This is a genomic window from Butyrivibrio sp. DSM 10294 (genome assembly GCF_028539135.1).
Taxonomy (GTDB): Bacteria; Bacillota; Clostridia; order Lachnospirales; family Lachnospiraceae; genus Butyrivibrio.
This window is the reverse complement of the sequence record NZ_JANSWL010000077.1, coordinates 307369-332919: the sequence shown is the minus strand read 5'-3', so window position 1 is coordinate 332919 and position 25551 is coordinate 307369. Positions and strand designations below refer to the sequence as shown.

The 25551-nt window shown below is 43.7% G+C and carries 21 protein-coding genes; all 21 read right to left on the bottom strand.

Translation table 11 applies throughout. The features are described 5' to 3' along the window. Positions 1-14 precede the first annotated feature (14 nt). Complete coding sequence (locus tag NXH67_RS10610; protein ID WP_272797363.1) at positions 15-1388, bottom strand: FtsW/RodA/SpoVE family cell cycle protein; 1374 nt, start codon at positions 1386-1388, stop codon at positions 15-17. A 6-nt stretch (positions 1389-1394) separates the two neighbouring features. After that, positions 1395-3701 carry a U32 family peptidase gene (locus tag NXH67_RS10605; protein WP_272797362.1) on the bottom strand — a complete coding sequence of 769 codons (2307 nt, stop codon included), beginning with the start codon at positions 3699-3701 and terminating at the stop codon, positions 1395-1397. Positions 3702-3755: 54 nt separating this feature from the next. Continuing rightward, complete coding sequence (locus tag NXH67_RS10600) at positions 3756-4163, bottom strand: cell division protein ZapA (protein ID WP_022776739.1); 408 nt, start codon at positions 4161-4163, stop codon at positions 3756-3758. A 31-nt stretch (positions 4164-4194) separates the two neighbouring features. Next, entirely contained in the window at positions 4195-5226 is a 1032-nt protein-coding gene (gene ruvB / locus NXH67_RS10595; RefSeq protein WP_022776740.1) for a Holliday junction branch migration DNA helicase RuvB, read from the bottom strand. Between the two features lie 22 nt (positions 5227-5248). Then, entirely contained in the window at positions 5249-5866 is a 618-nt protein-coding gene (gene ruvA / locus NXH67_RS10590) for a Holliday junction branch migration protein RuvA (protein ID WP_022776741.1), read from the bottom strand. Positions 5867-5957: 91 nt separating this feature from the next. Next, complete coding sequence (locus tag NXH67_RS10585) at positions 5958-6347, bottom strand: DUF4342 domain-containing protein (RefSeq protein WP_022776742.1); 390 nt, start codon at positions 6345-6347, stop codon at positions 5958-5960. Positions 6348-6544: 197 nt separating this feature from the next. Then, a complete protein-coding gene (locus NXH67_RS10580; RefSeq protein ID WP_022776743.1) occupies positions 6545-7576 on the bottom strand; it encodes a branched-chain amino acid aminotransferase in 1032 nt (343 codons plus the stop codon). Positions 7577-7673: 97 nt separating this feature from the next. Then, the gene (locus NXH67_RS10575) at positions 7674-8996 is read right to left on the bottom strand and encodes an AI-2E family transporter (protein ID WP_272797361.1); all 1323 of its coding nucleotides are present in this window, start codon (positions 8994-8996) and stop codon (positions 7674-7676) included. Between the two features lie 77 nt (positions 8997-9073). After that, complete coding sequence (locus NXH67_RS10570) at positions 9074-9883, bottom strand: Mrp/NBP35 family ATP-binding protein (protein WP_272797360.1); 810 nt, start codon at positions 9881-9883, stop codon at positions 9074-9076. Positions 9884-9909: 26 nt separating this feature from the next. Then, the gene (locus NXH67_RS10565) at positions 9910-10890 is read right to left on the bottom strand and encodes a glycosyltransferase family 2 protein (RefSeq protein ID WP_272797359.1); all 981 of its coding nucleotides are present in this window, start codon (positions 10888-10890) and stop codon (positions 9910-9912) included. Positions 10891-10968: 78 nt separating this feature from the next. Continuing rightward, entirely contained in the window at positions 10969-13032 is a 2064-nt protein-coding gene (locus tag NXH67_RS10560) for an endo-1,4-beta-xylanase (protein ID WP_272797358.1), read from the bottom strand. Positions 13033-13213: 181 nt separating this feature from the next. Further along, positions 13214-13702 carry a 3-isopropylmalate dehydratase small subunit gene (leuD, locus tag NXH67_RS10555; protein WP_022776748.1) on the bottom strand — a complete coding sequence of 163 codons (489 nt, stop codon included), beginning with the start codon at positions 13700-13702 and terminating at the stop codon, positions 13214-13216. Positions 13703-13788: 86 nt separating this feature from the next. Further along, entirely contained in the window at positions 13789-15060 is a 1272-nt protein-coding gene (gene leuC, locus NXH67_RS10550; RefSeq protein ID WP_022776749.1) for a 3-isopropylmalate dehydratase large subunit, read from the bottom strand. A gap of 77 nt (positions 15061-15137) precedes the next feature. Then, positions 15138-17618 (bottom strand): YfhO family protein, encoded by a 2481-nt coding sequence (locus NXH67_RS10545; protein WP_272797357.1) that lies wholly within the window; start codon positions 17616-17618, stop codon positions 15138-15140. 100 nt (positions 17619-17718) lie between these two features. Beyond that, positions 17719-18747 (bottom strand): ketol-acid reductoisomerase, encoded by a 1029-nt coding sequence (gene ilvC / locus NXH67_RS10540; protein ID WP_022776751.1) that lies wholly within the window; start codon positions 18745-18747, stop codon positions 17719-17721. Between the two features lie 94 nt (positions 18748-18841). Continuing rightward, positions 18842-19345: an acetolactate synthase small subunit gene (gene ilvN / locus NXH67_RS10535; RefSeq protein WP_022776752.1), complete on the bottom strand. Its 504-nt coding sequence runs from the start codon at positions 19343-19345 to the stop codon at positions 18842-18844. Between the two features lie 214 nt (positions 19346-19559). Next, entirely contained in the window at positions 19560-20207 is a 648-nt protein-coding gene (aat, locus tag NXH67_RS10530; RefSeq protein WP_022776753.1) for a leucyl/phenylalanyl-tRNA--protein transferase, read from the bottom strand. Positions 20208-20287: 80 nt separating this feature from the next. Further along, positions 20288-21505, bottom strand: a complete 1218-nt coding sequence (locus NXH67_RS10525) for an iron-containing alcohol dehydrogenase (protein ID WP_272797356.1) — start codon at positions 21503-21505, stop codon at positions 20288-20290. A 143-nt stretch (positions 21506-21648) separates the two neighbouring features. After that, positions 21649-23304, bottom strand: coding sequence for a DUF4153 domain-containing protein (locus NXH67_RS10520; RefSeq protein WP_272797355.1), 1656 nt, complete (start codon positions 23302-23304; stop codon positions 21649-21651). A gap of 109 nt (positions 23305-23413) precedes the next feature. Further along, positions 23414-23896, bottom strand: a complete 483-nt coding sequence (gene ilvN, locus NXH67_RS10515) for an acetolactate synthase small subunit (RefSeq protein ID WP_022776756.1) — start codon at positions 23894-23896, stop codon at positions 23414-23416. 22 nt (positions 23897-23918) lie between these two features. Beyond that, the gene (ilvB, locus tag NXH67_RS10510; RefSeq protein WP_272797354.1) at positions 23919-25547 is read right to left on the bottom strand and encodes a biosynthetic-type acetolactate synthase large subunit; all 1629 of its coding nucleotides are present in this window, start codon (positions 25545-25547) and stop codon (positions 23919-23921) included. Positions 25548-25551: the final 4 nt, after the last annotated feature.

Sequence of the window (25551 nt, the reverse complement as noted above, 5' to 3'; positions counted from 1 at the left end):
TCTTCTCCCGAAATTTATGTATCAGCCTTGTCTTCGGTCCTTTTCCTGGCAGCTTTTCTTCTCTGCATTTTCTCAATGGCCACATAGCGCTCATCGGTTCTGATCATGCAGATTCCTTCCACTATCATCATCATTATGATGGTAACAAAAACCGAAGTTCCACCATAGCTGACAAGCGGAAGCGTAACTCCCGTAAGGGGAATAAACTTACAGCCGCCGCCAATAGTCAGGAAGGTCTGAAAAATGTATGCTACACCGATGCCGCACACCACCAGCCTGTAATATTTGTCTCTAAGAAAATACCCTTCCTGCATTATAGCCACAAAGGAACTGACGCAGATAAGCGCCATAAGAACCGCAAAAATAATTCCCATCTCCTCCGCTATTGCTGAGAAAATAAAATCCTGCTCCACAAAAGGGATCGACTGAGGTGCGCCGCCATATAGTCCAAGTCCGAACCAGCTACCGCAGCTGATTCCAAAGAGCGACTGCGACAGCTGATATCCCGTTTTTTCAATATCCGCAAAGGGATCGATCCACGCCTGCACACGAACCTGAATATGTGAAAAGAGCTTGTAAGCGAAAGCGCTTGCCAGAGCTCCAAAGCCAAGTCCAATAGCAAGATATCCGATATTCTCCGTAGCAATATAGATCATTGCCAGATAGATAACAAAAAAGATAAGCGCACTTCCAAGGTCCTTGGAGAGCACCAGGATAATTACATGGGCAGCCGCGATTATTGAGTTAATGAAAAGCAGCCATATGTTATCGCTCTCATACAGCGCTCCCGCCATAAAAAACAGAAATACGATCTTGACCACTTCCGATGGCTGGAAGGTTATGCCTCCGAGCGTATACGTTATCTTAGATCCGTTGGTAACAGCTCCCAGAAGAAGCACAACACCTATAGCAACAACACCAATGGCCGCAAATACATAAGTGAATTTTTTTACAAAATTAAATCTGAATACAGCCTCAGGCACAAAGAAGCCGATAATAAAGGACGCGGTTATGATAAAAAACTGCTTCACCGCCTTATCATAAGACAGTCTTGTAAGTATTATCATTCCTATCATCAAGAGCATACAGGAATTGTTGATAATAAGCCGGTTAGCTTCCGGATATATCACGTAGAACAGCATCAGCACCGAAGCAAATACTATTATCTGAAAGGCAAAAAAGAAGAGATACCTGGCCTTGCCGGTTCTTGCGATTATCTGAACGAAACAGGCCAGCTGCAACGCAAACATAAATATTATCTGTCTGATATATATACCTTTTCTCTTTTTCTCCGTTCTGAACCTGAAGGCTATAAAAGCTTCCAGTGTATACAGAAAAAGGAATAAGGCAATAACATATTTGGATATCTCAGTTACATATAACTTCATTTAGAATTACTCTACTCCCCGTTTATAGTGTCCTGTGGTATAGCTGATCTTATCAAAGATATCTGCCTTTGCGGGCATATCTTTTGCAAATGCTTCATACACAGCTTCTGCAGTCTCAGCATCCTCCGTTGTAAAATCTATTCTCAGACGATTAAAAATCCCCAATTCCACAATATTCTCATACTTCTTGTGAAGCGCCGTCGGATGCGCATTCCAGATAACATTATAGCAATTGCGGCAGTTGGTGGTGATCACAAGCTCGTTATCCATTCTGTCGGTGATACCAATAGTCTCGGAATGGTGTTTGTGAAGCCCTCCGGAGCAATTATCCATGGTCTTCCTGACACAACCTGCACTGACCATCATGGGTACTTTGCCGTAAACGCAGTAAGAAACCGGAATCCTGGTGTTTTTCCTTATTTCCTTAACCAGCTCTTTGGTCTCATGAATGGTAAGTTCCAGAGGAATCGAAATCTCCGAAACATTGAAACCACCTTGGAAACCGCTGTTACACTCAAGAAGGAGCTTAACCGCCTCAGCATTCCAGTTGTACATTCCATAGTCAAGAATCACTTTGCCGGTAAAACCTCTCTGTTTGAAAAATCCCAGCTGTTCGAGATTCCTTATCAAAACTCCGTCAAAGCCATATTTCACAAAACTATCGGCAACAAGATCCAGATCCTGCGTGGCATCCAGGTCTTCATGCCTTGTAACAAAAGGAAGTGCGAGGATTACTTCAGTTTCAGCCACTGCCTCCTTTATCTTCCTAATAATATCGCCGGTTTCATCCATTGAAGAAAAGAATATGTTGCTATCAACATATATTCTTCCGGGAACCTTATAATCCGCTTTATCATAGATTTTGGCGATAGTCTTAAGCTGCTTCGCATTTGTAACAAGTACATCGAGAATCCCCGGCTGTACTTCAGTATCAGCGTAGATATCCTCAATTCTATCCCCGGTCTTAATGCCGGATTCTACTGCGGATGTTACACTTGAACTTGCCATGCCTTCTATAGCGGCCTGCATTTTCTCACACAGCTCTCTTCTAAGTTCATTAAGCTCACTTACAGGTACAAAAATCCCGGTTCCGCTTCCGCCGTCATCAATATTAACATTGATATTCTCTGCTTCAAAAGGAGTATTTCCAAGTCTTGAGAGCTGTTTGAGCACACTGTCCTTATCCATGGGGCGCTTGGACGCTGCTTCGACTTTTTTGCCACGTACAGTCTCATGCAGGATTTGGTCACCAACATAAGCGGACATAGAGATAACAGCTTCCTCTGCAAGAGTAAGCTGACAATCGATATCACATTTAATCTTAAGCTCATGATCCAAAAATCTGTCTTTGACCTCTGCCAGAACCTTGTCAGAGGTTCCGTTATAGGCAGGAGAATCTATAGTCACCATATCTTTGCCGTTATGCTTGTAGTAATAGCCCTGGCTTATTCCGGTTCTGAGATAAAGAGACTTAAGAATATCCATGTCTTCCCTGGAAATATCATGTTTTTTGTCCGGTTCCCTGTAATAAAGATCTATATATTTCCTGTAAAGGGAAGTTACTCCTGCAGAATACTCAGGCTTTTTCATTCTTCCTTCAATCTTGAAGGAATCTATACCTGCCTCTATAAGCTCAGGAATCATGTCAACGGTACACATATCCTTAAGACTTAAGGGATACTGCTCCTTGCCGGATCTGTCACCTGATAACCGGTAAGGGAGTCTGCAAGGCTGGGCACATCTTCCGCGATTACCACTCCTTCCGCCTACCATACTGCTGAATAGGCACACTCCTGAATAGCAATAGCACATAGCACCGTGGATAAAAGCCTCAACTTCAATATCCGCTTCGGTCCTGATCCGTTTCATCTCCTCAAGACTCAGTTCCCTCGCCGGAACGACTCTGCAGCAGCCAAGTTCCTTAAGGAGTTTGGCTCCATACACACCGGTAACTGTCTGCTGCGTGCTGGCATGAAGCTCAATACCGGGAAATTCCTGTCGTATGAACCTCATAACACCGTAGTCCTGAACAATGACACCGTCCAGCTTCTTCTCTGCGAAAGGGAGCATAAAACCATACAGTTCACCGAACTCCCTCTCTTTAACCAGGGTGTTAACGGTCATATAGATTTTTTTACCATTGATATGGGCATAACCAATGGCATCCAGAACCTGGTCCCTGTCAAAATTGTCTGCATAGGCCCTTGCTCCGAACTTGCTTCCGCCAAGATATACCGCATCCGCACCTGCGTTAAATGCCCCTACCATGGTCTCATAATTACCGGCAGGAGATAATAATTCCACTCTCTTCATAAATCACCACGTATTGCTTCAAAAAAAGAGGCTGAACATGCAGCCTCTTAATAATTATTTCTTAGTGCCCTTGGCCTGTGCCTCAAGCTGAATGATCTTCTTGGAGGACTCATCGAGCTTGGTCTGAAGGCTCTTGGCATTCTTTTCACTGTTCTCAAACTTCATCTGGGTTGCTATAAGTTCATGTTTGATATCATAGAGTTCCTTCTCCTTCTCGGAGAGCTGCTCTTCCATGATCTCTATCTGCTTCTTGGCCTTAAAGTAATCGTCTGCAATATTGAGCTGAAGAAGAACATTCTGAGTATCAATGGGCTGTCTCTTAAAACCATCGATCTTGTTGTATTCTGCGATCTTGTTATTGATATAGGATGCAACCTTCTGAAGGTATTCCTCGCTCTCATATCCGCTTAAAGTAAATACTTTGCCGCCGATGATTACTTCGGTATCTGTTTTAGAAGCCATAATATTCCCCCAATATAGTTTATTTATTTGATTATATATCTCCCTCAACGGGCATTTCAAGTCCTAAATGCCGATAGGCATCCATAGTAACCACGCGGCCCCTGGGGGTTCTGTTTATGAAACCGTTCTTGATAAGATAGGGTTCATAGACATCCTCAATGGTACCCGAGTCCTCTCCGATGGCTGCCGCCAAAGTATCAAGTCCAACCGGTCCTCCACCGAACTTACCTATCATTGTCATCAGAAGGTTCCTGTCAGTGTGATCAAGTCCCATCTTGTCGACATCCATAAGGTCAAGTGCCGTAACAGCAACATCTTCTGTTATTCTGCCGTCATATTTAACCTGGGCAAAATCCCTTACTCTCTTTAAGATCCTGTTGGCAAGCCTGGGCGTTCCACGGCTTCTCTTGGCCATTTCAACTGCGCCCTGTTCATCCACTTCCACATCAAGTACCTTGGCTGACTGAAGGATGATCTCACACAGTTCATCAGTATCATAGTACTCCATTCTGTGGATCATTCCGAACCTGTCGCGAAGAGGTGCAGACAGCATACCTGCTCTTGTCGTAGCACCTATCAATGTAAATCTTGGAAGATCAAGCCTGATAGATCTGGCAGTTGGTCCCTTGCCTATCATGATATCAATGGCAAAGTCCTCCATTGCGGGATACAGAACCTCTTCAACCTGTCTGTTCAGGCGATGTATCTCATCTACAAAAAGGACATCTCCCTCCTGAAGGTTATTGAGAATAGCCGCCATATCTCCCGGTTTCTCAATAGCCGGTCCGCTGGTTATCTTGATATTAACCCCCATCTCATTGGCAATTATACCTGCAAGAGTTGTCTTACCAAGTCCGGGCGGTCCGTAAAAAAGGAGGTGATCCAGACTGTCTCCTCTTTGCTTGGCTGCCTCGATATAGATCTTGAGACTCTCCTTGATCTTTTTCTGTCCTATATAATTTGAAAGGCTCTTGGGGCGAAGCGATCCCTCAATTCTGGAATCCTCAGCGTTTTCCTGAGTATCGACGCTACGAGCCGTTGTGTTTATCTTTCTTTTCTCCATACATTTACCACCACATCAGTATTTAGAACATCTCTTTCAGTGCAAGCTTAAGAAGCAGCTCTGTATCCTCCGCTGCCGAAGGATTGGCGGAAACTACCTTCCTCACCGCCTTCATGGCATCAGCAGAATTGTAGCCGAGAGCAACCAAAGCAGCAACAGCCTCTGACTTGGAAGAATCAGTATCACCAAGAGCGTTGTCCATGGAAATTCCGGCTCCGCCAAGCATCGTATCCTCAGTAGCCTTAATCTTGTCGCGAAGTTCAAGAGTAATACGCTCCGCAGTCTTCTTGCCGATTCCGGGAGCCTTGGAAAGGGACTTGCTGTCCCCTGCTATAATTGCAAATCTGAGATCATCGGGAGACATCACCGAGAGAATTGCCAGACCGCCTTTGGGTCCGATTCCGTTAACTGTGATGAGAAGTTTAAAAAGATTAAGCTCATCCTTTGACAGAAATCCGAATAAGGTAAAAGCATCTTCCTTAACATTTGTATATGTATAGAGCTTCACCGATTCTCCTATACCGGGCATTCTGTCCATAGTTGAGCCGGAGATATTTACATTGTAACCAATGCCGTTAACATCAACTACGGCATTCCCCTCCTCAATACTCTCCAAAATTCCATTTACATAAGCAATCAAATCATATTCCTCCCCTATAAAGCCTCTACTATTTTACCACAAAAAGAGGAGGTGGATATAAGAAATATCCACCTCCCGGACTACTTAGAAGTTATACGATTTCATCGGTAGATCCATCTTTCTTGACAACCTCCAGCTTGCATCCAAGTCCGAAAGCTGCTACGCTGCCGGCGATGAGTGCCCATGGAATTGTGGCAAAACCAATGATACCACCGATAATACCAACGTTGACAGGAACACTAAATACGATCTGATCATCCTTGCGGATCTGAATCCTGTCAACGTTTCCTTCCTTTACTCTCTTTTTGAGCTTTTCAACAGCGGCCTTTGCTTCCTCTCCGATGTCGATTGTATCGGGACACAGAAGCTTGATTGCCTCATCAACGTTGCCGTCTGTCTTAAGGAGAGCTTCCTTGGCTGTCTTGTACTCAACGCCTGTCTGCTCCATTACCTTTTCTACTGCTTCCAATGTGATATTCATACTCTTTTCTCCTTTCAATACCTTGATCTATATGATTCAGTTATCTAACTGATAATAAGATTATATGTGCACGCTATATGGATATATATACTTAGTATTGCATATTAAAGAGTCATAATTCTCATTTTAATACCAAAAAGAAATAAATAAGGCTACCTGCCGCCCGGCAGATAGCCTCTAAATACAATGTAAACTTATTAACCGATAGTGTGAATCCAGCCTTCGGGAGCCTCAACAGTACCCATCTGAATACCTGTCAGAGTATCGTAGAGCTTCTTGATAACAGGTCCCATGTCATCCATACCGCTGGCAAAAGCGATCTCCTTGCCATGATCGTTGATCTTGCCTACAGGACTGATAACAGCTGCTGTTCCGCAAAGTCCCATTTCAACGAAGTCAGGAACTTCTGAAAGTTTAACAGGTCTCTCCTCAACATTCAGCTTAAGGATATCTCTTGCAACCTGTACAATTGATCTTCTGGTTATAGAAGGAAGGATTGAATCTGTGTGAGACTGAGGAACTACCAGTCCGCCTTCCTTGGTAACGAAGATAATGTTAGCTCCGCCTGTCTCCTCGATGTAAGTTCTTGACTCAGCATCAAGATATACATTCTCGGCGAACCCTTCATCATGTGCGGTTACGATTGCATGAAGACTCATAGCGTAGTTAAGACCGGCCTTGATATTACCTGTTCCGTGCGGTGCTGCTCGGTCGAAATCACTTATCTTAACAACGATAGGCTTAGCACCACCCTTGAAGTAAGGTCCTACAGGTGTAACAAAGATTCTGAACTGATATTCATCCGCAGGCTTAACACCAATTACATTGCCGGTAGCAAACATAACCGGTCTGATGTACAGAGTTGCACCGGATCCGTAAGGAGGAACCCAGTCCTTGTTAGCTGCAACAACTTCCTCTACAGCCTTGATAAATCTATCCTCAGGGAAAGGAGGCATCTCAAGTCTCTTAGCTGAGTCAACCATTCTCTTGGCATTGAGGTCAGGTCTGAAGGTTACAATCTTGCCATCCTCTGTCTCATAAGCCTTAAGTCCCTCGAAGCACTCCTGTGCATAATGAAGAACACCGGCATCCTCGCTCAAAGTAACGGTGGAATCCTTGGTAATGACGCCATCATCCCACTTGCCGTCCTTATAATTTGAAACATATCTGTAGTCGGCAACCATGTAACTAAAACCAATATTTGCCCAGTCTAAATTCTTTTTACTCATAAACTCCTCACCCTTTCTATCTAACTTTAGCACGTCAAAGCACTAATAAATTACATTATAATCCTTTATTTCATGCAGTCAAGTCATATCCGAAAGATTACTTGCCTTCAGTTTTGTTCGTTTGGGATTTGCGTTTCTTTCCCTTCATTTTGAAGATTCTCTCAAAGGTGTCAGGCTCTTTGCCTGCGTTGTATTTGGAATTCTCCGAATCGCCAAGAGACTTGAACTCTCCGTTCTCAATATATGCCAGATCGTCATAGTCCGTAGTCTCCGTACTAAGGTTACGCTTAGTCAGATACATGTTGGTTATCCTTGCCACAAGAGCATAGAATACCGCAAAAACAGGTACTCCCACAAACAGTCCGATGATTCCCCACAGTCCTCCGAAGAGCGTGATGGCAAAGATGACCCAGAAACTTGACAGTCCCGTTGAATTGCCCAAAATAAGAGGGCCTAAAATATTGCCGTCAAACTGCTGAAGTACAATTACAAAGATGAGGAAAACCAGCGCCTTGATCGGATCTATCAAAACAAGAAGCAATGCTCCCGCAGCTCCGCCGATGTAAGGTCCAAAGAAAGGAATAATATTTGTGACACCTACAATAACGGAAATCAGCACCGGATAAGAAATCCCCAGTATCCTGCAACCAAAATAGCAGATAATTCCGATAATAAGAGAATCTATAAGCTTGCCTCCAACGAAACCAGCGAAGGTGTTGTTTACAAATCTAAAGCCTCCGATGAGCTCATTGGCATACTCTTCCTTCAAGAAGGCGTAGGCCATCTTTTTACCCATTGTGGCGAATCTCTCTTTAGCATTAAGAACATAGATTGCAACGATGAAGCCTACGATAATATCGATGAATACACCAAGCACTGAGAAAAAGCTCTTGGATGCCACCTTCACAATGGTATTCACATTTGGTAAAAGAGGCATAAGCTTCTTGGAAAGAAAGCTGCTTAAATTGGCGTAATATGCATCCAGCTGTGAATCAATGATCCTTTGAAGATCCGGATTGTTCTCAAGCAAAAGATTGGAATACTCATCAATATTCTTAATGTATACAGGGAGATTATATACAATCTCTCGAATACTGCTGATAAGCTGAGGAATGATGATCCTGAAAAGGCCATACACAATAAGAATAAAGATTCCCATAGTAAGAACAACGGAGATTGTCCTTATCTGCTTCCTTTTCTTTTTGTCCTCAGAGCCGTAAATCGATACCTTTATTCCCCTTTTTCTATAAATAGGAATCAGGATCTTCTCTTCTATTCCCTCCAAAAGAGGTATGAGAACATATGCCATTACAAGGCCGAAAATAATCCCTGACAGAGAATTGGCTATTTTTCCCAAGGACGTCATCATGTCCTTGTTTTCAAAAATAAAGGAATAGGCAAGCATTATACATACTGCCACACAAAAAACGGTCATTCCCCAGGTCACTTGATTTTTCTCAGGTTTAAGGCGCATAGCTCTTCTCCCTTTATAAGAATTTATTCTTGGATCATTCCCTCAAGTACATATGCAAGGCTGGCCAGATAGTCTTCATCAATGTCCTCGGCCTTTCCCGCATCGCATTTCTCCGCAAGAGCGGGATTAAGCGGAATCCTTCCCAGAATATCAAGTCCCTTTGAAGCAGCATAGCTCTCAATCTTGCTCTTTCCAAATACGTAGATTGGCTCATTGCAGTGAGGACAATTCATATAACTCATGTTCTCAACAATTCCGAGAACAGGAATATTCATTATATTTGCCATGTTAATGGCCTTCTCAACGATCATTTCAACAAGTTCCTGAGGTGTTGAAACCACGATGATACCGTCAACAGGAAGTGACTGGAACACGGTAAGCGGCACATCGCCGGTTCCCGGAGGCATATCCACGAACATGAAGTCCACATCGCCCCAATTAACATCTGACCAGAACTGCTTAACAATGCCTGCGATGACAGGGCCTCTCCATACAACGGGATCGGTCTCGTTGTCCATAAGCATATTAAGAGACATAACCTTCATGCCCTTCTCAGTGACAGCGGGAATAAGACCGGTTTCATCTGCGTAGTTGTGTTTGCCAATTCCAAACATCTTAGGAATAGAAGGACCTGTTATATCAGCGTCCATGATAGCTGTCTTGTAGCCTTTATTATTCATTGCAACAGCTGAAAGGCCGGTGACAAGACTCTTGCCGACACCACCTTTGCCACTTACAATACCTATTACCTTCTTAACATGAGAATGCTCAGAGAGTGCAACCTTGAAGTTGTCCTCCATCTGCTTCTTAAACTCTTCCGGTGACTTAGCCATTAAAAAAATCTCCAATCATATATTAATTATTTTGTATTTCTGTAGGTCTCTTCATCCTTGGAATCCGCAATGTATTCCTCGATGATAAAGCGGGGTCTTCCCTTGGTCTCAAGATATATCTTGCCTACATATTCTCCGATAACCCCCAGGGAAATCATGATCAGGCCTCCAATAGCCCAAACTGACAACACTGTGGTGGTCCAACCTGGTATAGTATGACCTGTAAAATGTCTCACAAGACTGTAAATCAGAACTGCAATGCTCACAAAGAAAATGAAGAATCCCAGACCTGTTATCATTTTAATAGGTTTGGTACTAAGACTGGTGATTCCCTCAACAGCAAAGCTCAGCATCTTCTTAAGCGGATATTTGCTGGTGCCTGCAAATCGCTCAGCCCTCTCGTAATAGACCTTCTCTGTCTTAAATCCGATCATGGGAACAATGCCGCGAAGGAACAGATTCACTTCTCTGAATTCAGAAAGCGCCTCCAGCGCACGTCTGCTCATCAGCCTGTAATCAGCGTGATTGTACACAGTTCCCGCGCCAAGGCTGTTCATTACATTGTAATATCCTTCTGCTGTCGCTCTTTTGAAAAAAGTATCCGTCTCTCTCTTGGAGCGCACGCCGTATACGATATCCGCACCTTCATGATATTTCTGTATCATCTCGTCGATCGCATTTATATCATCCTGAAGATCTGAGTCCATGGAAATCGCCATGTCGCATACATCCTTGGCAACCATGAGCCCTGCAAGAAGTGCATTCTGATGCCCCATGTTCTTGGACAATTTGATGCCTTGAAAAAGCTCATCAGACTTATGAAGTTTGTCTATTATCTCCCAGGTGGAATCTTTGGAACCGTCATTTACAAGAAGGACACGGCTGTCTTTTGAAATAAGTCCCCGTTCCATCAAGGATGACAGTTTTGCTTTTAATCTCTTTGAAGTCTCCGGCAGAACCTCCTGCTCGTTATAGCAGGGGATAACACAGAACAATCTATTATTCATACACTTTCTCCAGTTCCTAATATACCTATATTATAATAGTACAAAACTTCCATTTTTAAAAGGACATAGAAAAAGCCTTTAGATTCTCTTCATCCAGGCATCTGCCATATCAGTCCACTTGCCCACATCATCTCTGAGGCTAAAATCAATCCCCATCGCTGGCATCTCATTGCCGCCAAAGAACTGATCGATAAGCTCCTGCTTCCTTTGCTCTGACACGTTCACCCCTTTGCCATCCTTTACCGAAAAGGCTGCCCTCATAGTCTGTTCCATGCAGAACTCCCCGCCGGACCAGCCTCTGAAAAATGCATTGTTGGCAGCGCTAAGTCCATGGAAGCCCACTGGAAATACATAGTGAGCAAAAGGAACATTCTTTTTCCTAAGTGCCATAGCAAAGAGATAGCTGTTCTCAACAGGCACCAGATTGTCCTCCTGGGTCTGCCAGATAAAGCACGGAGGTGTATTCTCGCTGACATGATTCTCCAATGAGAAATAATCCAGCTCTTCCTGTGTAGGTTCATTACCAAGAAGCGCTCTCACCGAATCCTTATGAGTATATTCTCCTGTCGTGATCACGGGATAAGCCAGGATAACTCCGTCTGGTCTGTTTGACACAGCTGAGTATTCCGGGTTCTTATCCTCAATATCCTCATAATGAACAGCGAGGCTTCCACATACATGAGCACCTGCAGAAAAGCCCATTATAAACAGCTTCTTGCCGTCAATTCCATATTCCGAGCCATTTTTTCTGATATATCTCACAGCTCTTGAAACATCATTCATAGGCTGAGACTTAAGAGGCACTGACATGGTGATATCCGTTGTATAAGTAAGTACAAAGACGTTCATACCCCTGTCAAAAAACTCCATGGCAGGCAGTTCACCCTCATGAGGAGTGCACATGCAATACCCTCCTCCGGGCACCACCAGCAGACAGTCGCGCTTGACGTCATCATTATGAACAAATGCCATCAGATTAGGAGTAAATCCATAAGATGCTGCGTAAGTATATTCACCCTCACCCCAGATATCTTTACGAAATCTCTTGATCTTAGGCATTTCCATTCCCTGAAGATTGTAGTCTTCATCAGGATAATCAGGCTGCCATTTATCTGCCTTCTCTCCCGTTGCAGCCTCAATAACGCTGTAATAAGCCTCTTTGGCCTCGCATTTGCCGCTGAACAAAAGAGGATAGCTCTTCTCTCTTCTAAATCCGGTGAGCCAGCTGTTCTCATCAAGAAGGTTCCAGAAGGTAACACTGGTAATATTGGCCTTGCCTGATTTCCTTGCTTCAAGATAGATCTCGAAGAACGCCCTGTATCTCTCAGCCAGTGCGTGCATAGACTCTTCTCCCGGGTCTGCGTTGTGCATATCAAGCTCGGTGATATTGATCTTAAGTCCCAGAGCGCCGTACATCTCAAGAGCCTTTTTATAATTATCAAGATCCGGGTGATCCATCATCAGGTGAGACTGGAGTCCCATTCCGTCAACAAAGCCTTTTTCTTTAAGAGGTGTAAGAACTTTTTCAATGATGAAGTCTCTTTTCCAAGGCTCCGAAGTCTCGTAGTCATTGTAAAAAAGATCCACTCCGGGAGCTGCATATTTTCTGGCATATTCAAAGGCTTTGATAAAAAAGTCTTCGCCCACAGTCCTAAGCCACAGGGATTTCCTGAAATCGCCCTCATCCACAATCTCATTGAAAACATCCCAGGCATATACTATTCCGGGGTAATTATTCTGTACGAAATCAAGAACTCCGTGAATGTAGTTCTCAAGTCTTGAAAGGATAGTCTCCCGGTCTGCAAAAGGGAACATCTCATTGTAGTTCTCGCAGAAAAACCACTTCGGAGTCTGGTTGTGCCAGGCAAGAGTATGCCCTCTCATGGCGATATTATTTGTCTTGGCAAATTCCAGATAAGGTATTGCGTTCTCGAAAGTAAGCGCAGGAGCAAGATTGTATTTATCAGGCTCTGCCTTGTTCTTGTCAGTATCAAGAAAGAACATGGGCTTCATATCATTCTCGCAGGTAAAGCTGTTAAACTGCTCTGTCAAAAGCTTCATATGAGCCGGTGTGTGAAGGTTCCAGCGGGAAATCGCTGCGCCGATCTTAAAATAGGGTTCGTAGGCTGTTTTTAAATTCATAACTCTCTCCAAACTTATATAGTTTCTTGTTTTTGCTCTCCGAAATCTATGATAAATAAATACTCACGCCTACACTACGCATATTTTGTTGTTTTATTCTCAAATGTCGCTATAATGAACCGGTCTGACAAAATAAAAAATGCGATGAAGCCATCTGCTCCACCGCATTAGAATATGCTGATCAATTCTTGTTTATGTAATTGATAAGCCCTTCACTGTCGATGATCTTCTGCATGAACTCCGGAAAAGCCTGTCCCTTGAAACTCTTGCCTGTTGTCTCATCAGTGATGATTCCGGTATCAAAATCAATGCTTACTGTATCGCCGGCGCTGATAGCATCGGCAGCCTCCTCGCACTCAATAATGGGAAGCCCGATATTGATGGAATTTCTGTAAAAGATTCTTGCGAAACTCTTTGCGATTACGCAGCTGACTCCGGCGCACTTGATAGCAAGAGGTGCATGCTCTCTTGAGGAGCCGCAGCCGAAGTTCTTGTCTGCCACGATGATGTCTCCCTCTTTTACCTTGGAGGCGAATTCCTTGTCTATATCCTCCATGCAATGCTTGGCAAGCTCAGACCCTTCCGTGCTGTTAAGATATCTTGCAGGTATGATAACATCTGTATCTACATTGTCTCCATATTTAAAAACTGTTCCCTTGGCGGCTTTCATTTTTTATCTCCTTATTATTATGATGTAGGTGTCAAAAGTACCTTTTGACACCATATGATATACGAATTGCTACGCATATAGCATAATCACAATCCAAGCTCTGAAGGCTGTGAAACCTTACCTGTTACTGCGCTGGCAGCTGCAACCGCAGGGGATGCAAGGTAGATCTCCGAATCAATGGCCCCCATTCTTCCAACAAAGTTTCTGTTGGTGGTGGATACGCATCTCTCTCCTGATGCCAGAACGCCCATATAACCTCCAAGGCAAGGTCCGCATGTAGGAGTTGAAACTATGGCGCCGGCCTCAATGAAGATCTTAAGAAGCCCCTCTTCCATAGCATGTAAATAAATCTTCTGAGTTGCAGGGATGATGATACATCTGACTCCCTCAGCCACATGATGGTCTGTAAGAACCTCAGCTGCGATTCTCAGATCATCGATACGTCCATTGGTACAGGATCCGATCACAACCTGGTCAATCTTAATATCATCAATATTGTCAAAGGTATGCGTATTCTCGGGAAGATGAGGGAATGCGACCGTTGACTTAAGTGTACTAAGGTCAATGGTGTACTCTTCATCATATACCGCATCGGGATCTGCTTCATATACAGTGAATTCCCTATTAGGCGCATGTTCCTTCATATAAGCCTTAGCCACATCATCCACAGGGAAAATGCCGTTCTTGCCACCGGCCTCGATAGCCATGTTGGCAATGGTGAATCTGTCATCCATTGAAAGGTTCTTAATGCCCTCTCCAACGAATTCCATGGATTTATAAAGCGCTCCGTCAACACCGATCATTCCGATTATATGAAGGATAACATCTTTACCGCTGACCCATTTGGAGGGCTTACCTACAATGTTGAACCTGATGGCGGAAGGAACCTTGAACCAGGCCTTACCTGTTGCCATTCCGGCTGCCATATCAGTGGATCCGATACCGGTGGAGAAAGCACCAAGGGCGCCATAAGTACAGGTATGGGAATCTGCTCCGATTATCAGATCTCCTGCCACCGTAAGTCCCTGCTCAGGTAAAAGAGCGTGCTCGATACCCATCTGACCAACTTCGAAATAGTTGGTGATCTTGTTGCGCATAGCGAACTCTCTTACACACTTGCAGTTCTCAGCAGACTTAATATCCTTGTTAGGTACAAAGTGGTCAGGTACAAGGGCAATCTTGTCCTTGTCAAAAACCCCTTCTTTGTTGAACTTCTTCATCTCGTTAATTGCAACAGGACTGGTAATATCGTTGCCAAGCACCAGGTCCAAATTAGCTTCTATAAGCTGTCCTGCCTCGACCTTCTCAAGTCCTGCATGGGCTGCCAGTATCTTCTGGCTCATAGTCATTCCACTCATACCTTATCTCCTTAATTTATATCAAATATTTATCTGTAAATATAACATAGCAAAAAGAGATTTATAACATAACAAATTTAATCGTTTTTCTTGATGTTTTTTATTGCCGCTGCGATATATATTGCAAAAATTAAAATCCCAAAGAAGCTTATGCCCAATCCTGCCTTGAATCCTTCAGGTTCGTAATCAACTCTGATCTCATGGATTCCGCCGGACACAGGGATTGCCATAAGACCGTAATCCGCTGTTATTATAGGCGTCTCAACTCCGTCCACCTTACAGGAAAATCCCTCTGTACAGGGAACAGAGAAAAATACAAGAGTGTTGTCTTTTATCATTGAAGTCCTGGCAGTAAAGCCGTAGGTATCAGTCTCAAAGCTCTGACAGGAGGTTGCCGCTCTGTCACTGCATTCCTTAGCAAAACTGTTATAATCAAGTTCATCAGCCTTAAGATCCCCGGAAGTAAGCTCGGTCATAGCCAGCTTCCCGCTGTATTCATCAGCTACATCATCGGGAATGATAAGAACCCTCACCAGGTCATAATCATAATCCGCAGCCTTAAGTTTGTCCCACTCGGACTCCCTTATGTAATGTTCAAAGGTAAATCCCATGGGAATAAAGTTCAGGTTCTCAAAGATATCGAAACCATCCTGGTTATCAGCAAAATAGTAGCCGTCAGTACCCTCTCCGTTACTGTATACCCTGTTTTTGCTGATTATTGCATTCTCAAAATAGTATCTCGCTGACAAAAGAGCTCTGGCGCCGGCTCTCGTAACAGGAATATTTGTCTCAACAGTTCTTGTTATTCCGCAGCTCCCTTTAAGGAAATCAAATATCTCCGAAGGAACCGTACTGAGGAAACAGTGTATCGAGGGCACTCCCCAGACCATATCGTAGTTGGTTGAAGTACTGTCAACCTCTCCTCTGCAGAACTGACTTTGATCCACATCCACCTTGTTAAAGAGCATCTGCTCCTGCCATTTCTCTTTGCCGCGATCGCTTATGATGGAGCTTCCGTTCTTAATCGGTATAAAGGTTGAGAGAATGCAGCTGGCAATAACAACTCCGAGAATCACTTTATCCCTGAGTCTTATAAGAGGTCTCTTTATCTCAATTCCTTCGATGTTCTTGAGCTTCTTGTTGCGGGGAAGTGCAAATACCACTCCGATCAAAAGAAGACTCAGGATAGCGGAACCTATCATGTCTCTTACAAATATCTTGTTGTTATCGGACATGTTGAAAAATACCACCTTGCCGTCATCGTTCTTGGAAGGAAGAAGGTATATCACAACAAATATCAGGAACATAGCTACCGCTACCAGCGCGCCCTTCTTGAGCTGAGGAGACTTGCCCCTCTCAAGAACCTGCGCAGTCATAAGACACATCAGAAGAATCGGCATATAGTACCATCTAGCATAATATGCGCTGTTAAACATAGAGAAAGATGCATTGAATACAGGAATAAAAGCAAAGACCGCACAAAGGATCAGCATGCTCTTTTCCCAATGTCTCTTCTTGTTAAGAAGGAAAAATGCCACTACGCCCGATATTCCAAACAGAGGAATATACGCAGCAAGGGATGCATTCTTAACAGTTCCTGTGTAAAAAAGTGTGCCTTTGCCGATGATGTCAGGAAGCATGGAAACGCTCTTAATTATATCCCAGATAAGCTTCTCGCTGGGATAGATCAGCATGTCGTAGCCGGTGATGAAATTATCAAGTCTTGAATTGCCCTGAACACCTGCGAAGGCCTGTAACAGGAAAAATGCCGCGATCATAACGCCAAGGACGCCGCCGGAAAGAGCTCTTAAGAACATCCTTCTGATATTAACAAAACTATTGCCCCTGAGGTATCTGATGCAGAAATAGATCAGCAAAAACAGTACCTGTCCGAAGAAGAAATAATAGTTAACAACGGACATGTACATGGTCATTATTACAAAAAATATAAATTTCCTGCCGGAAAGTCTGAACCTGCAGTGTCCTCCCTTGTCATCCACAGCCATAAGCTCTTCAAAGGCCATAAGAAACAGCGGGAAAAATGCCACTGAATCAGTAAAGTGGTTGAATACTATATTGCAGGCATTAAAACCGGAGAATGCAAAAAGGTAGCCGCCAATCATGGCATTGGTATATTTTCTTACATATCGCCTGATGTAGAGGTATGCGCAGGTCGCTGCAGATGCATACTTCATAGCCATGAGAAAAGGCATCAGGTAAGGGATTGCTGTTTCGGGAAATAGCGTTGTGATCCAAAAGAACGGACTTCCCCAGAGATAAAAGGCGAAATCACCGAACATGGTACCGCCAAGGTCCACATTCCAGTTCCAGAAAAACTCACCGCTTCTAACCGCCCTGTGAGCAAGGATATAGAAAGGAACCTGCTGGATATTGTAATCACCGTAATAGAAAAAGGGTAATCCTCTGGAAATAAAGATAGGAAGTACAGCAAGAATGTACATCACATAAGAACTGGTAAACATGATCACAGGAACATACCATCTTTTCTCCGCGTTATCACTGCTTACCTTATAGTCCTTAAAACCAAAATCTGACATTTCATAATCTCCTCAAAAACAAATAGAGTGTCACTATACTATTGATATAATGACACTCTAATTAATTCTATTCTACTTAGAAGATATTTTCAAATACTTATCAGTTGTTGATAAGCTTATCTGACTCGTTGTTCCAGCTATAGAGCTTACGGATCTCAGCGCCAACCTGCTCAGCGGGATGCTCAGCAGCAAGCTTTCTCATAGCCTGGAAGTGTACCTGTCCGCCTGCCTCTGACATGTCGAGAAGGAACTCTTTTGCAAAGGTTCCATCCTGGATGTCGGAAAGGATCTTCTTCATTGTCTTCTTGGTCTCTTCTGTAACGAGCTTGGGTCCTGTGATGTAATCACCGTACTCAGCTGTGTTGGAGATTGAATATCTCATTCCTGCGAAACCTGACTGATAGATAAGGTCTACGATGAGCTTCATCTCATGTACGCACTCGAAGTATGCGTTTCTGGGATCGTAACCTGCCTCAACAAGAGTCTCGAAGCCTGCCTGCATAAGTGCGCAAACACCGCCGCAAAGAACAGCCTGCTCACCGAAGAGGTCAGTCTCTGTCTCTGTTCTGAAGGTTGTCTCAAGGATACCTGCTCTTGCTCCGCCGATACCTGCGCCATAAGCCAGGGCAAGATCAAGTGCCTTACCTGTAGCATCCTGCTCAACAGCTACAAGACAAGGAGTTCCCTTACCTGCCTGGTACTCGGAACGAACTGTGTGTCCGGGAGCCTTAGGAGCGATCATAGCTACGTCAACATCCTTGGGAGCCTTGATAAGTCCGAAGTGTACGTTGAAGCCGTGAGCGAACATAAGCATGTTGCCGGGCTGAAGGTTGGGCTCGATGTCCTCTTTGTACATCTTGGCCTGCTTCTCATCATTGATAAGGATCATGATGATATCTGCCATCTTGGCAGCCTCTTTTGTATTGTAAACCTTGAGTCCCTGAGCCTCAGCCTTAGCCTTGCTCTTGGAGCCCTCGTAAAGACCGATAACAACGTTGCAGCCTGAATCCTTCAGGTTAAGTGCATGAGCATGTCCCTGTGAACCATAACCGATAATAGCAATAGTCTTACCCTCTAAGAGTGATAAGTTACAATCTTCCTGGTAAAAAATACGTGCATCCTGTGACATTTTGTTTTCCTCCATATCTTTTTTCTTAATATTCCTATAGTCTTTGGCAAAAGCTATATATATCAATTTTGAACTAACAAAATTAACATCTAAGTTATTCGTCGAGGTAGATTACCTTGTCTGTACCTCTTCCGAGACCTGCAATACCGGTTCTGGCAAGTTCTAAGATCTCATAGCCCTCAAGAAGCTTAAGAAAAGCGTCTATCTTGGACTGGTTACCGGTGATCTCGATAATAAGTGAATCGGGGCTGACATCTACGATGTTGCCTCTGAAAATATTGGCAGTTGCAAGGATTGACTGTCTCTTGTCCGCCTCAGCCCTAACCTTGACCATCGCCAGCTCTCTGTAGACCGAATCCTCCGGAAGGAGCTCATGTATATCTCTTACATCCACAAGCTTGGCAACCTGTTTCTCAATCTGATCCAGGATAATGTCATCTCCCGAAGCCACAATTGTGATTCTGGTGAACCTAGGATCCGCCGTAACTCCCGCTGTAATGCTCTCGATGTTGTATCCTCGTCTGGAAAACAGACCTGAGATTCTGGAAAGAACACCGGAGGTATTATCAACCAGAAGCTGAAATACTTTTTTCTGCATTTTACTCTCCTCAAAATCTACTGAATCGCACTTGTTCGCTTGCGTCTTTAGCACTTTAAAGTGCTAATTTCTAGTTTTGTTAATTATCGTTATATTGATATATATTCGGTAGATTTTTAAATTATTTTGCACTGATTACTCTAAATTATAGCACTGTATACAATCATGTCAACAACTTTTTGTTTTGCACTTTAAACCATTGAAGTATAGCTTGCTACAGTCCTCCTTCATGCAACAGCTTCACATACTCCTCATAGCTGATCCTCACTCCGCCCATACTCTCCAAATGATCCGTATGGAACTGGCAGTCTATCATCACATAGCCATGCTCTGCCAGAATCCGTGCCAGCGAAATGAGGGCAATCTTGGAGCCGTTCTCCATATCTGAGAACATACTCTCTCCAAAAAAGCATTTTCCAAGACTTACACCATACAGTCCTCCCGCCAGTTCGCCGTCAATATAGGCTTCCACTGCCAGGGCCAGATTTCTATCCGCAAGCCTCTTATATGCTGCCTCCATGTCATCATTTATCCAGGTTCCTTCCTCAAATTCACGTTTAAGTCTGCATCTGTGCATGGTATCTGCGAAGTCCCTGTTTAACTTGACTGATAAACTATGCTTACGGGCAAACTTCCGCATGGAATGGGATACATGAATCTCGGTAGGTCTTATGATAAATCTCTCTTTGGGACACCACCACAAAATAGGTGACTTGTCATACCAGGGAAAAATGCCGTTACTGTAGGCCAGGATCAGTCTCTCCACCGACAGATCTCCGCCCACGGCAAGAAGCCCGTCGTCATCGGCAAGCTCAGGCATGGGAAAAAATATATCGTTGTCATCAAGTCTGTAAACAGCCATATCTAAACCTCTTTTAGAAGAAAGACCCGCCAGTCCTGAAACTGACGGGTCCTATAATCATTAAACCTAAATCAAAACGATCAGAAATCAACCTCTGTATCGTAGTAGCAGCACTTAAGGAGCTTCTCCATCTCTTCCTGGCTGGGCTGACGAGGATTGGATCCTGTGCAGGCGTCAAGAATAGCATTGGCTGCGATATCATGGAGTCTCTCAAGGAATACATCCTCAGCAACGAAGCCTGTCTCTGCAGGAAGTCCGTCTGCGCCGTACTTGTTGATGCTGTGAGGAATATTCAGGTCATCATTCATCTTGCGGAGATACTCGATAAGAAGCTTAACCTTCTCGTCATCGCTTGATCCGCCAAGATGCATGTAATCAGCGATTACACCGTAGCGCTTCTTGGCTGTCTCGTCCTTGGCATTGAAGGCGATAACCTTAGGAAGGTACATAGCGTTAGCTGCGCCGTGGATGATATGAGCACCCTTATCAGCAAAAGCAGCACCTGTCTTGTGAGCCATTGAATGAACAATTCCAAGGAGTGCGTTGGAGAAGGCCATTCCTGCAAGGCACTGTGCGTTGTGCATCAAGTCTCTTGACTCCAGGTCTCCCTTATAGGATTTAACCAGATTAGCCTGGATCATCTCGATCGCATGAATTGCAAGACCGTCAGTGTAATCACAGTTAGCTGTTGAAACATAAGCCTCAATGGCATGTGTGATGGCATCCATACCGGTATGAGCAACCAGCTTGACAGGCATTGTATGTGTGAGCTCAGGGTCTACGATAGCCACATCGGGAGTGATCTCGAAATCAGCTATAGGATATTTGATTCCCTTTGCATAGTCGGTGATGATTGAGAAAGCTGTAACCTCGGTAGCTGTTCCCGAAGTAGAAGGAATAGCGCAGAAATGAGCCTTGGTACGAAGCTTGGGAAGTCCGAATACCTTGCACATATCCTCAAATGTGGTCTCAGGATACTCGTACTTGATCCACATAGCCTTGGCTGCATCGATGGGTGATCCGCCGCCGATTGCAACGATCCAGTCAGGCTGGAACTTCTGCATTGCCTCTGCGCCCTTCATAACAGTCTCAACTGAAGGATCAGGCTCGATTCCCTCAAACAACTCAACTTCCATACCCGCTTCCTTAAGGTAGTCTTCTACCTTCTGAAGGAATCCACCTTTTTTCATGGAGCTTCCGCCAACACATACGATGGCTTTCTTTCCCTCAAGAGTCTTCAGGGCTTCAAGAGCTCCTTTTCCGTGATAAATATCCCTTGGTAGTGTAAAACGTGCCATAAAGAAAAACCTCCTTAAATATGATTTATTGAATAATTAGTAACCCAATATCAATTATACAGTCAGAAGGCTTTTTAATCTATTAAATCCTGAAAATATTCAGACAATAATTCGGATATTTACTGAAAAATCCGTAGCAGAAATCAGTTGAATAAGTAATGTCCGTCAACATAGACGTGTTCAATGTCACTGTCATCGCTGCTGTTATAGCGAATAGTCAAACTATCAATGTATAAAACACCGTTTTCAAGCTGTATTGGCTCCTTAACAAGCTCAGCAAGATTGTCGGAATCCGCATCTATCTTGCCAAGTTCCTCGAGCCGGGATATCTTATCGGACAGGTCTATATAACCAAAGCGAACCGGTTCATAGGCAGAAGATTCAAGCGGAATTTTGTTCGGAACGATATCTTCATACACCCTTGTGTGAATATTCGAAAAGTGTGCGTACCCTTCAGTATCATATATGTCTCTATAATATTTTGCACAAATATCAATATAACGCTGGTTTTCTGCTTCATAACCGGACTTATCTGCATAGTCCGATAATGCCTCCATTATCTTATCCGAATTATAGGTCCGATAATACTTATCAAGATACCTTTGACCTTCTACGCTGCAGTCATCTTTGATCGTATTGTATGAAGACTTGGCCCTGTTGGCAATTTCCTTGGTCACAGCCCCACCGGAATTTACCTGCGTCATAAACTGTTCCAGCACCTTTTTCTGAGATCTTGTAACCACAGAGTAAACATTAATCGCCGGTACAAGATAAAAGACCAAAACAAAGATAAGCACCACAGGAAACAGAACTCCTCCAAGCCCCTTTTTCCTACAAAAACATACTGCATAATAAATCTCATATAATACTTCGAACACGATAAGCATTATGCCCAGATACCTGCTCATGGTCATTCCGTACTGTGATACTCTCATACTGATGCACATGATCTGAACCACTATGAAAGGTATAAACAAAAATGGAAAGACCCTGAGAGCCGTATAAAATCTTCCTTCGGTAAAGCCCTGAGCCGCCGTCCAGATAAACAGTCCACAGCCAAAAAGAGCAGCCATAATGGAATATACCTGATTGGAGGGAAACGTCCATGTGACAATTATCTTAACTATATAAGCATAAACTATAACAAATGCCACCGCTAAAAGGGATGTGAGCACATATCCGAAAAAGACTTTAGAAAACTTGGACAGATCCTCCTCAAACCTGGAAAAGCCGATAATATAAGCGGGATACGCAATAGCCCCGGTGATCAGCCACCCCAGAAAACTCTCAACATAAATTCTAAAAAACAAAGCTTCAAACACCCAAATCATGCACAGCATTCCAAGCAGCATGACTCCATAAACAAGAGAAGTTTTCATTGCACCGAGAAATGCTTTTACCAGGTAATTCTCAAATTCTTCCCCTGACTTTTTGTACATAAAGAAAAAGGAACTGACACCGCATACAGCCAGATAGACATAGAATACACGCTCAAAGTAATCGGGAAAATACCCGAGAAGTGTCTTATCATAAGCAGATAAATATACCTCCATCCAACCGTAGATTCCGGAAATGGCAAGCCCGATCAGACTGACAATAATATAAACAAAAGACTTGTTGATCTCCTTAAGGGATGAGATCTTACCTATGCTCTTTTTATATGCAAAATTGCACTCGCATACCAAAAAAGCCGGTGTGATAACAAATAATAATATGGATAAAAACTTGGCAAAATTTGCTATGACATTACCAAAATAGATACTGAGACTAAAGAATTCATCAAGAATTCCATAAGACAATGCAGCAAGAAAAAAAACAACAAACAGAAACAGGATGCTCTTTGAGAACTTCCTTGGCGCTTCCTTTTACTTTATTTAACCACAACATACTTTTTTCAAATCCCCTTTATTACTGTTCTTTACATTTTGTGAGAGCCACCGTTCCGGTGCGGGCAATCTCAACAATACTTACACTCTTTAGCATCTCGATAAAAAGCTCAATGCGGTCGGAGGTATCGCAGATCTGGATGATCATCATGTTCTTGGACATGTCCACGATCTGAGCATGCATGATCTCGCAGTTCTCCATGATATCACGTCGGTTCTCCTTATTATACTTAACCTTCATAAGCATAAGCTCTCTGTTGATACTCATGCTCTCCTTGAAGGTCTTGACCTTGATGACATCAATCTTTTTGTTGAGCTGCTTCTCGATCTGCTCAATGGTCCTCTCATCACCGGAGGAAACAATCGTCATGCAGGATACGCTGTGATCCGCAGTCTCACCTACAACCAGTGAATCAATATTGAAATTTCTTCTGGAGAAAAGGCCTGCTACCTTGGAAAGTACACCGGCTCTGTTTTCTACAAGAACGGAATATATTCTCTTCATACTCATTCCTCTTTCGGATATGTCAGAATTTTACAAGTTCCAAAGGGTCTACTCTAACTTCCATAAGGCAGGACTCGTCATCCTTAAAGAACTCCTTAAGCTCTGCGTCTATATCACTGTTGCCGTTAACCTTCATATAGCCCATTCCATAGGCGGCAGCTATAAGTGACAGATCAGGATCGCCCTTGAGTTCTACCATGGAATAATTGTCGTCATATGCATAATGCTGATGCTCTCTTACCATTCCAAGGAAGCCGTTCTTCATAACGATTATCTTGATGTTGATACCATACTGTCTCATGGTGGCAAGCTCCATCATGGACATCTGGAAGGCTCCGTCTCCGGTAACCGCAACGACCTGTTTCTTCTTATCTGCCAGCTTGGCTCCCATGGCTGCGGGAATTGAATAGCCCATGGTTCCCATTCCGCCTGAGGTTAAGAATCTTCCGTTTCTCACAAGGTGGTAAGCACAGGACCACATCTGATTCTGGCCTACATCTGCAACATAGATGGCATCATCTTCCATAGCATTGGACAGTCTTGTGATAAAGTCCTTGGGTTCCACATAATCACCCTGTCTTGGAATCCTGCAGGAAGCCATTTCCTTCTTGTAGCCATTTAACAGTTCCAGCCAGTCGTCATGATCATCGGCGTGATCGTCCTGCTCAAGGAAATCCTGGAATATATGCTTGATATCTCCTACAAGAGGAATTGTGGGTCCTACATTTTTACCAATCTCGGCGGGATCCACATCTATGTGAACCATTACCTTGTTCTCTGTTATAAGATCAGGTCTGTTCACTGCCCTGTCCGCAACTCTGGCTCCAACCATAAGCAGAAGATCCGATTCATTCATTGCCCTGTTGGCATAGGGCTGACCGTTATTACCCACCATGCCGAAGTAAAGAGGATGCTCAGAGGGCATTACTCCGATTCCCATCATTGTGGATACTACGGGAACATGATTGAGTTCTGCAAATTTTCTGATCTCTTCTGTGGCCTGGCTTAAATGAACGCCGCCTCCTACGCAGATAATGGGGCGTTTGGCATTTTCAACTTCCTTGATAACCTTTTTGATCTGAACTATATTGCCCTTGACTGTGGGCTTGTAGCTACGCATGGAGATAGACTCGGGATAGCTGAATTTCTCAGTAAGCTCTGCGTTCTGCACATCGAAAGGAATATCAATAAGTACAGGCCCCTTTCTGCCGGTTCCTGCAATGTAAAAAGCCTCCTTGATGATTCTGGGAATATCATTGACATCCCTTATAAGATAGCTGTATTTAACAAAAGACTCTACAGCACCGGTAATATCAGCCTCCTGGAACACATCACTTCCAATCATGTCGCTGTTAACCTGTCCTGTTATTGCAACAAGAGGAATACTGTCCGCATAGGCTGTTGCAATGCCGGTTATAAGGTTTGTGGCACCGGGGCCTGAAGTTACGGCGCACACGCCCACCTTGCCACTGATTCGTGCAAAACCGCTGGCAAGATGCGCAGCGTTCTGCTCAGTCCTAACCAGAACCCTTTTGATATTGCTGTTTATCATCTGATTCCAGAAGGGATCAATGGCAACTCCCGAATATCCGAAAATTACTTCAGTTTTCTCTTTTTCAAGACATCTTACAATAGCCTCTGCACCTATCATAAAA

Coding starts and splice junctions, on each gene's coding strand:
- leuC (WP_022776749.1), bottom strand. CDS start 15,060: ATGAGTGGAATGACTATGAGCCAGAAGATACTGGCAGCCCATGCAGGA.
- NXH67_RS10580 (WP_022776743.1), bottom strand. CDS start 7,576: ATGAGTAAAAAGAATTTAGACTGGGCAAATATTGGTTTTAGTTACATG.
- ilvN (WP_022776756.1), bottom strand. CDS start 23,896: ATGAAGAGAATATATTCCGTTCTTGTAGAAAACAGAGCCGGTGTACTT.
- NXH67_RS10585 (WP_022776742.1), bottom strand. CDS start 6,347: ATGAATATCACATTGGAAGCAGTAGAAAAGGTAATGGAGCAGACAGGC.
- NXH67_RS10545 (WP_272797357.1), bottom strand. CDS start 17,618: ATGTCAGATTTTGGTTTTAAGGACTATAAGGTAAGCAGTGATAACGCG.
- NXH67_RS10570 (WP_272797360.1), bottom strand. CDS start 9,883: ATGGCTAAGTCACCGGAAGAGTTTAAGAAGCAGATGGAGGACAACTTC.
- ruvB (WP_022776740.1), bottom strand. CDS start 5,226: ATGGAGAAAAGAAAGATAAACACAACGGCTCGTAGCGTCGATACTCAG.
- leuD (WP_022776748.1), bottom strand. CDS start 13,702: ATGAAAGCCGCCAAGGGAACAGTTTTTAAATATGGAGACAATGTAGAT.
- NXH67_RS10565 (WP_272797359.1), bottom strand. CDS start 10,890: ATGAATAATAGATTGTTCTGTGTTATCCCCTGCTATAACGAGCAGGAG.
- NXH67_RS10560 (WP_272797358.1), bottom strand. CDS start 13,032: ATGAATTTAAAAACAGCCTACGAACCCTATTTTAAGATCGGCGCAGCG.
- ilvN (WP_022776752.1), bottom strand. CDS start 19,345: ATGCAGAAAAAAGTATTTCAGCTTCTGGTTGATAATACCTCCGGTGTT.
- ilvC (WP_022776751.1), bottom strand. CDS start 18,747: ATGTCACAGGATGCACGTATTTTTTACCAGGAAGATTGTAACTTATCA.
- NXH67_RS10610 (WP_272797363.1), bottom strand. CDS start 1,388: ATGAAGTTATATGTAACTGAGATATCCAAATATGTTATTGCCTTATTC.
- ilvB (WP_272797354.1), bottom strand. CDS start 25,547: ATGATAGGTGCAGAGGCTATTGTAAGATGTCTTGAAAAAGAGAAAACT.
- NXH67_RS10605 (WP_272797362.1), bottom strand. CDS start 3,701: ATGAAGAGAGTGGAATTATTATCTCCTGCCGGTAATTATGAGACCATG.
- aat (WP_022776753.1), bottom strand. CDS start 20,207: ATGGCTGTTTACAGACTTGATGACAACGATATATTTTTTCCCATGCCT.
- NXH67_RS10600 (WP_022776739.1), bottom strand. CDS start 4,163: ATGGCTTCTAAAACAGATACCGAAGTAATCATCGGCGGCAAAGTATTT.
- NXH67_RS10525 (WP_272797356.1), bottom strand. CDS start 21,505: ATGGCACGTTTTACACTACCAAGGGATATTTATCACGGAAAAGGAGCT.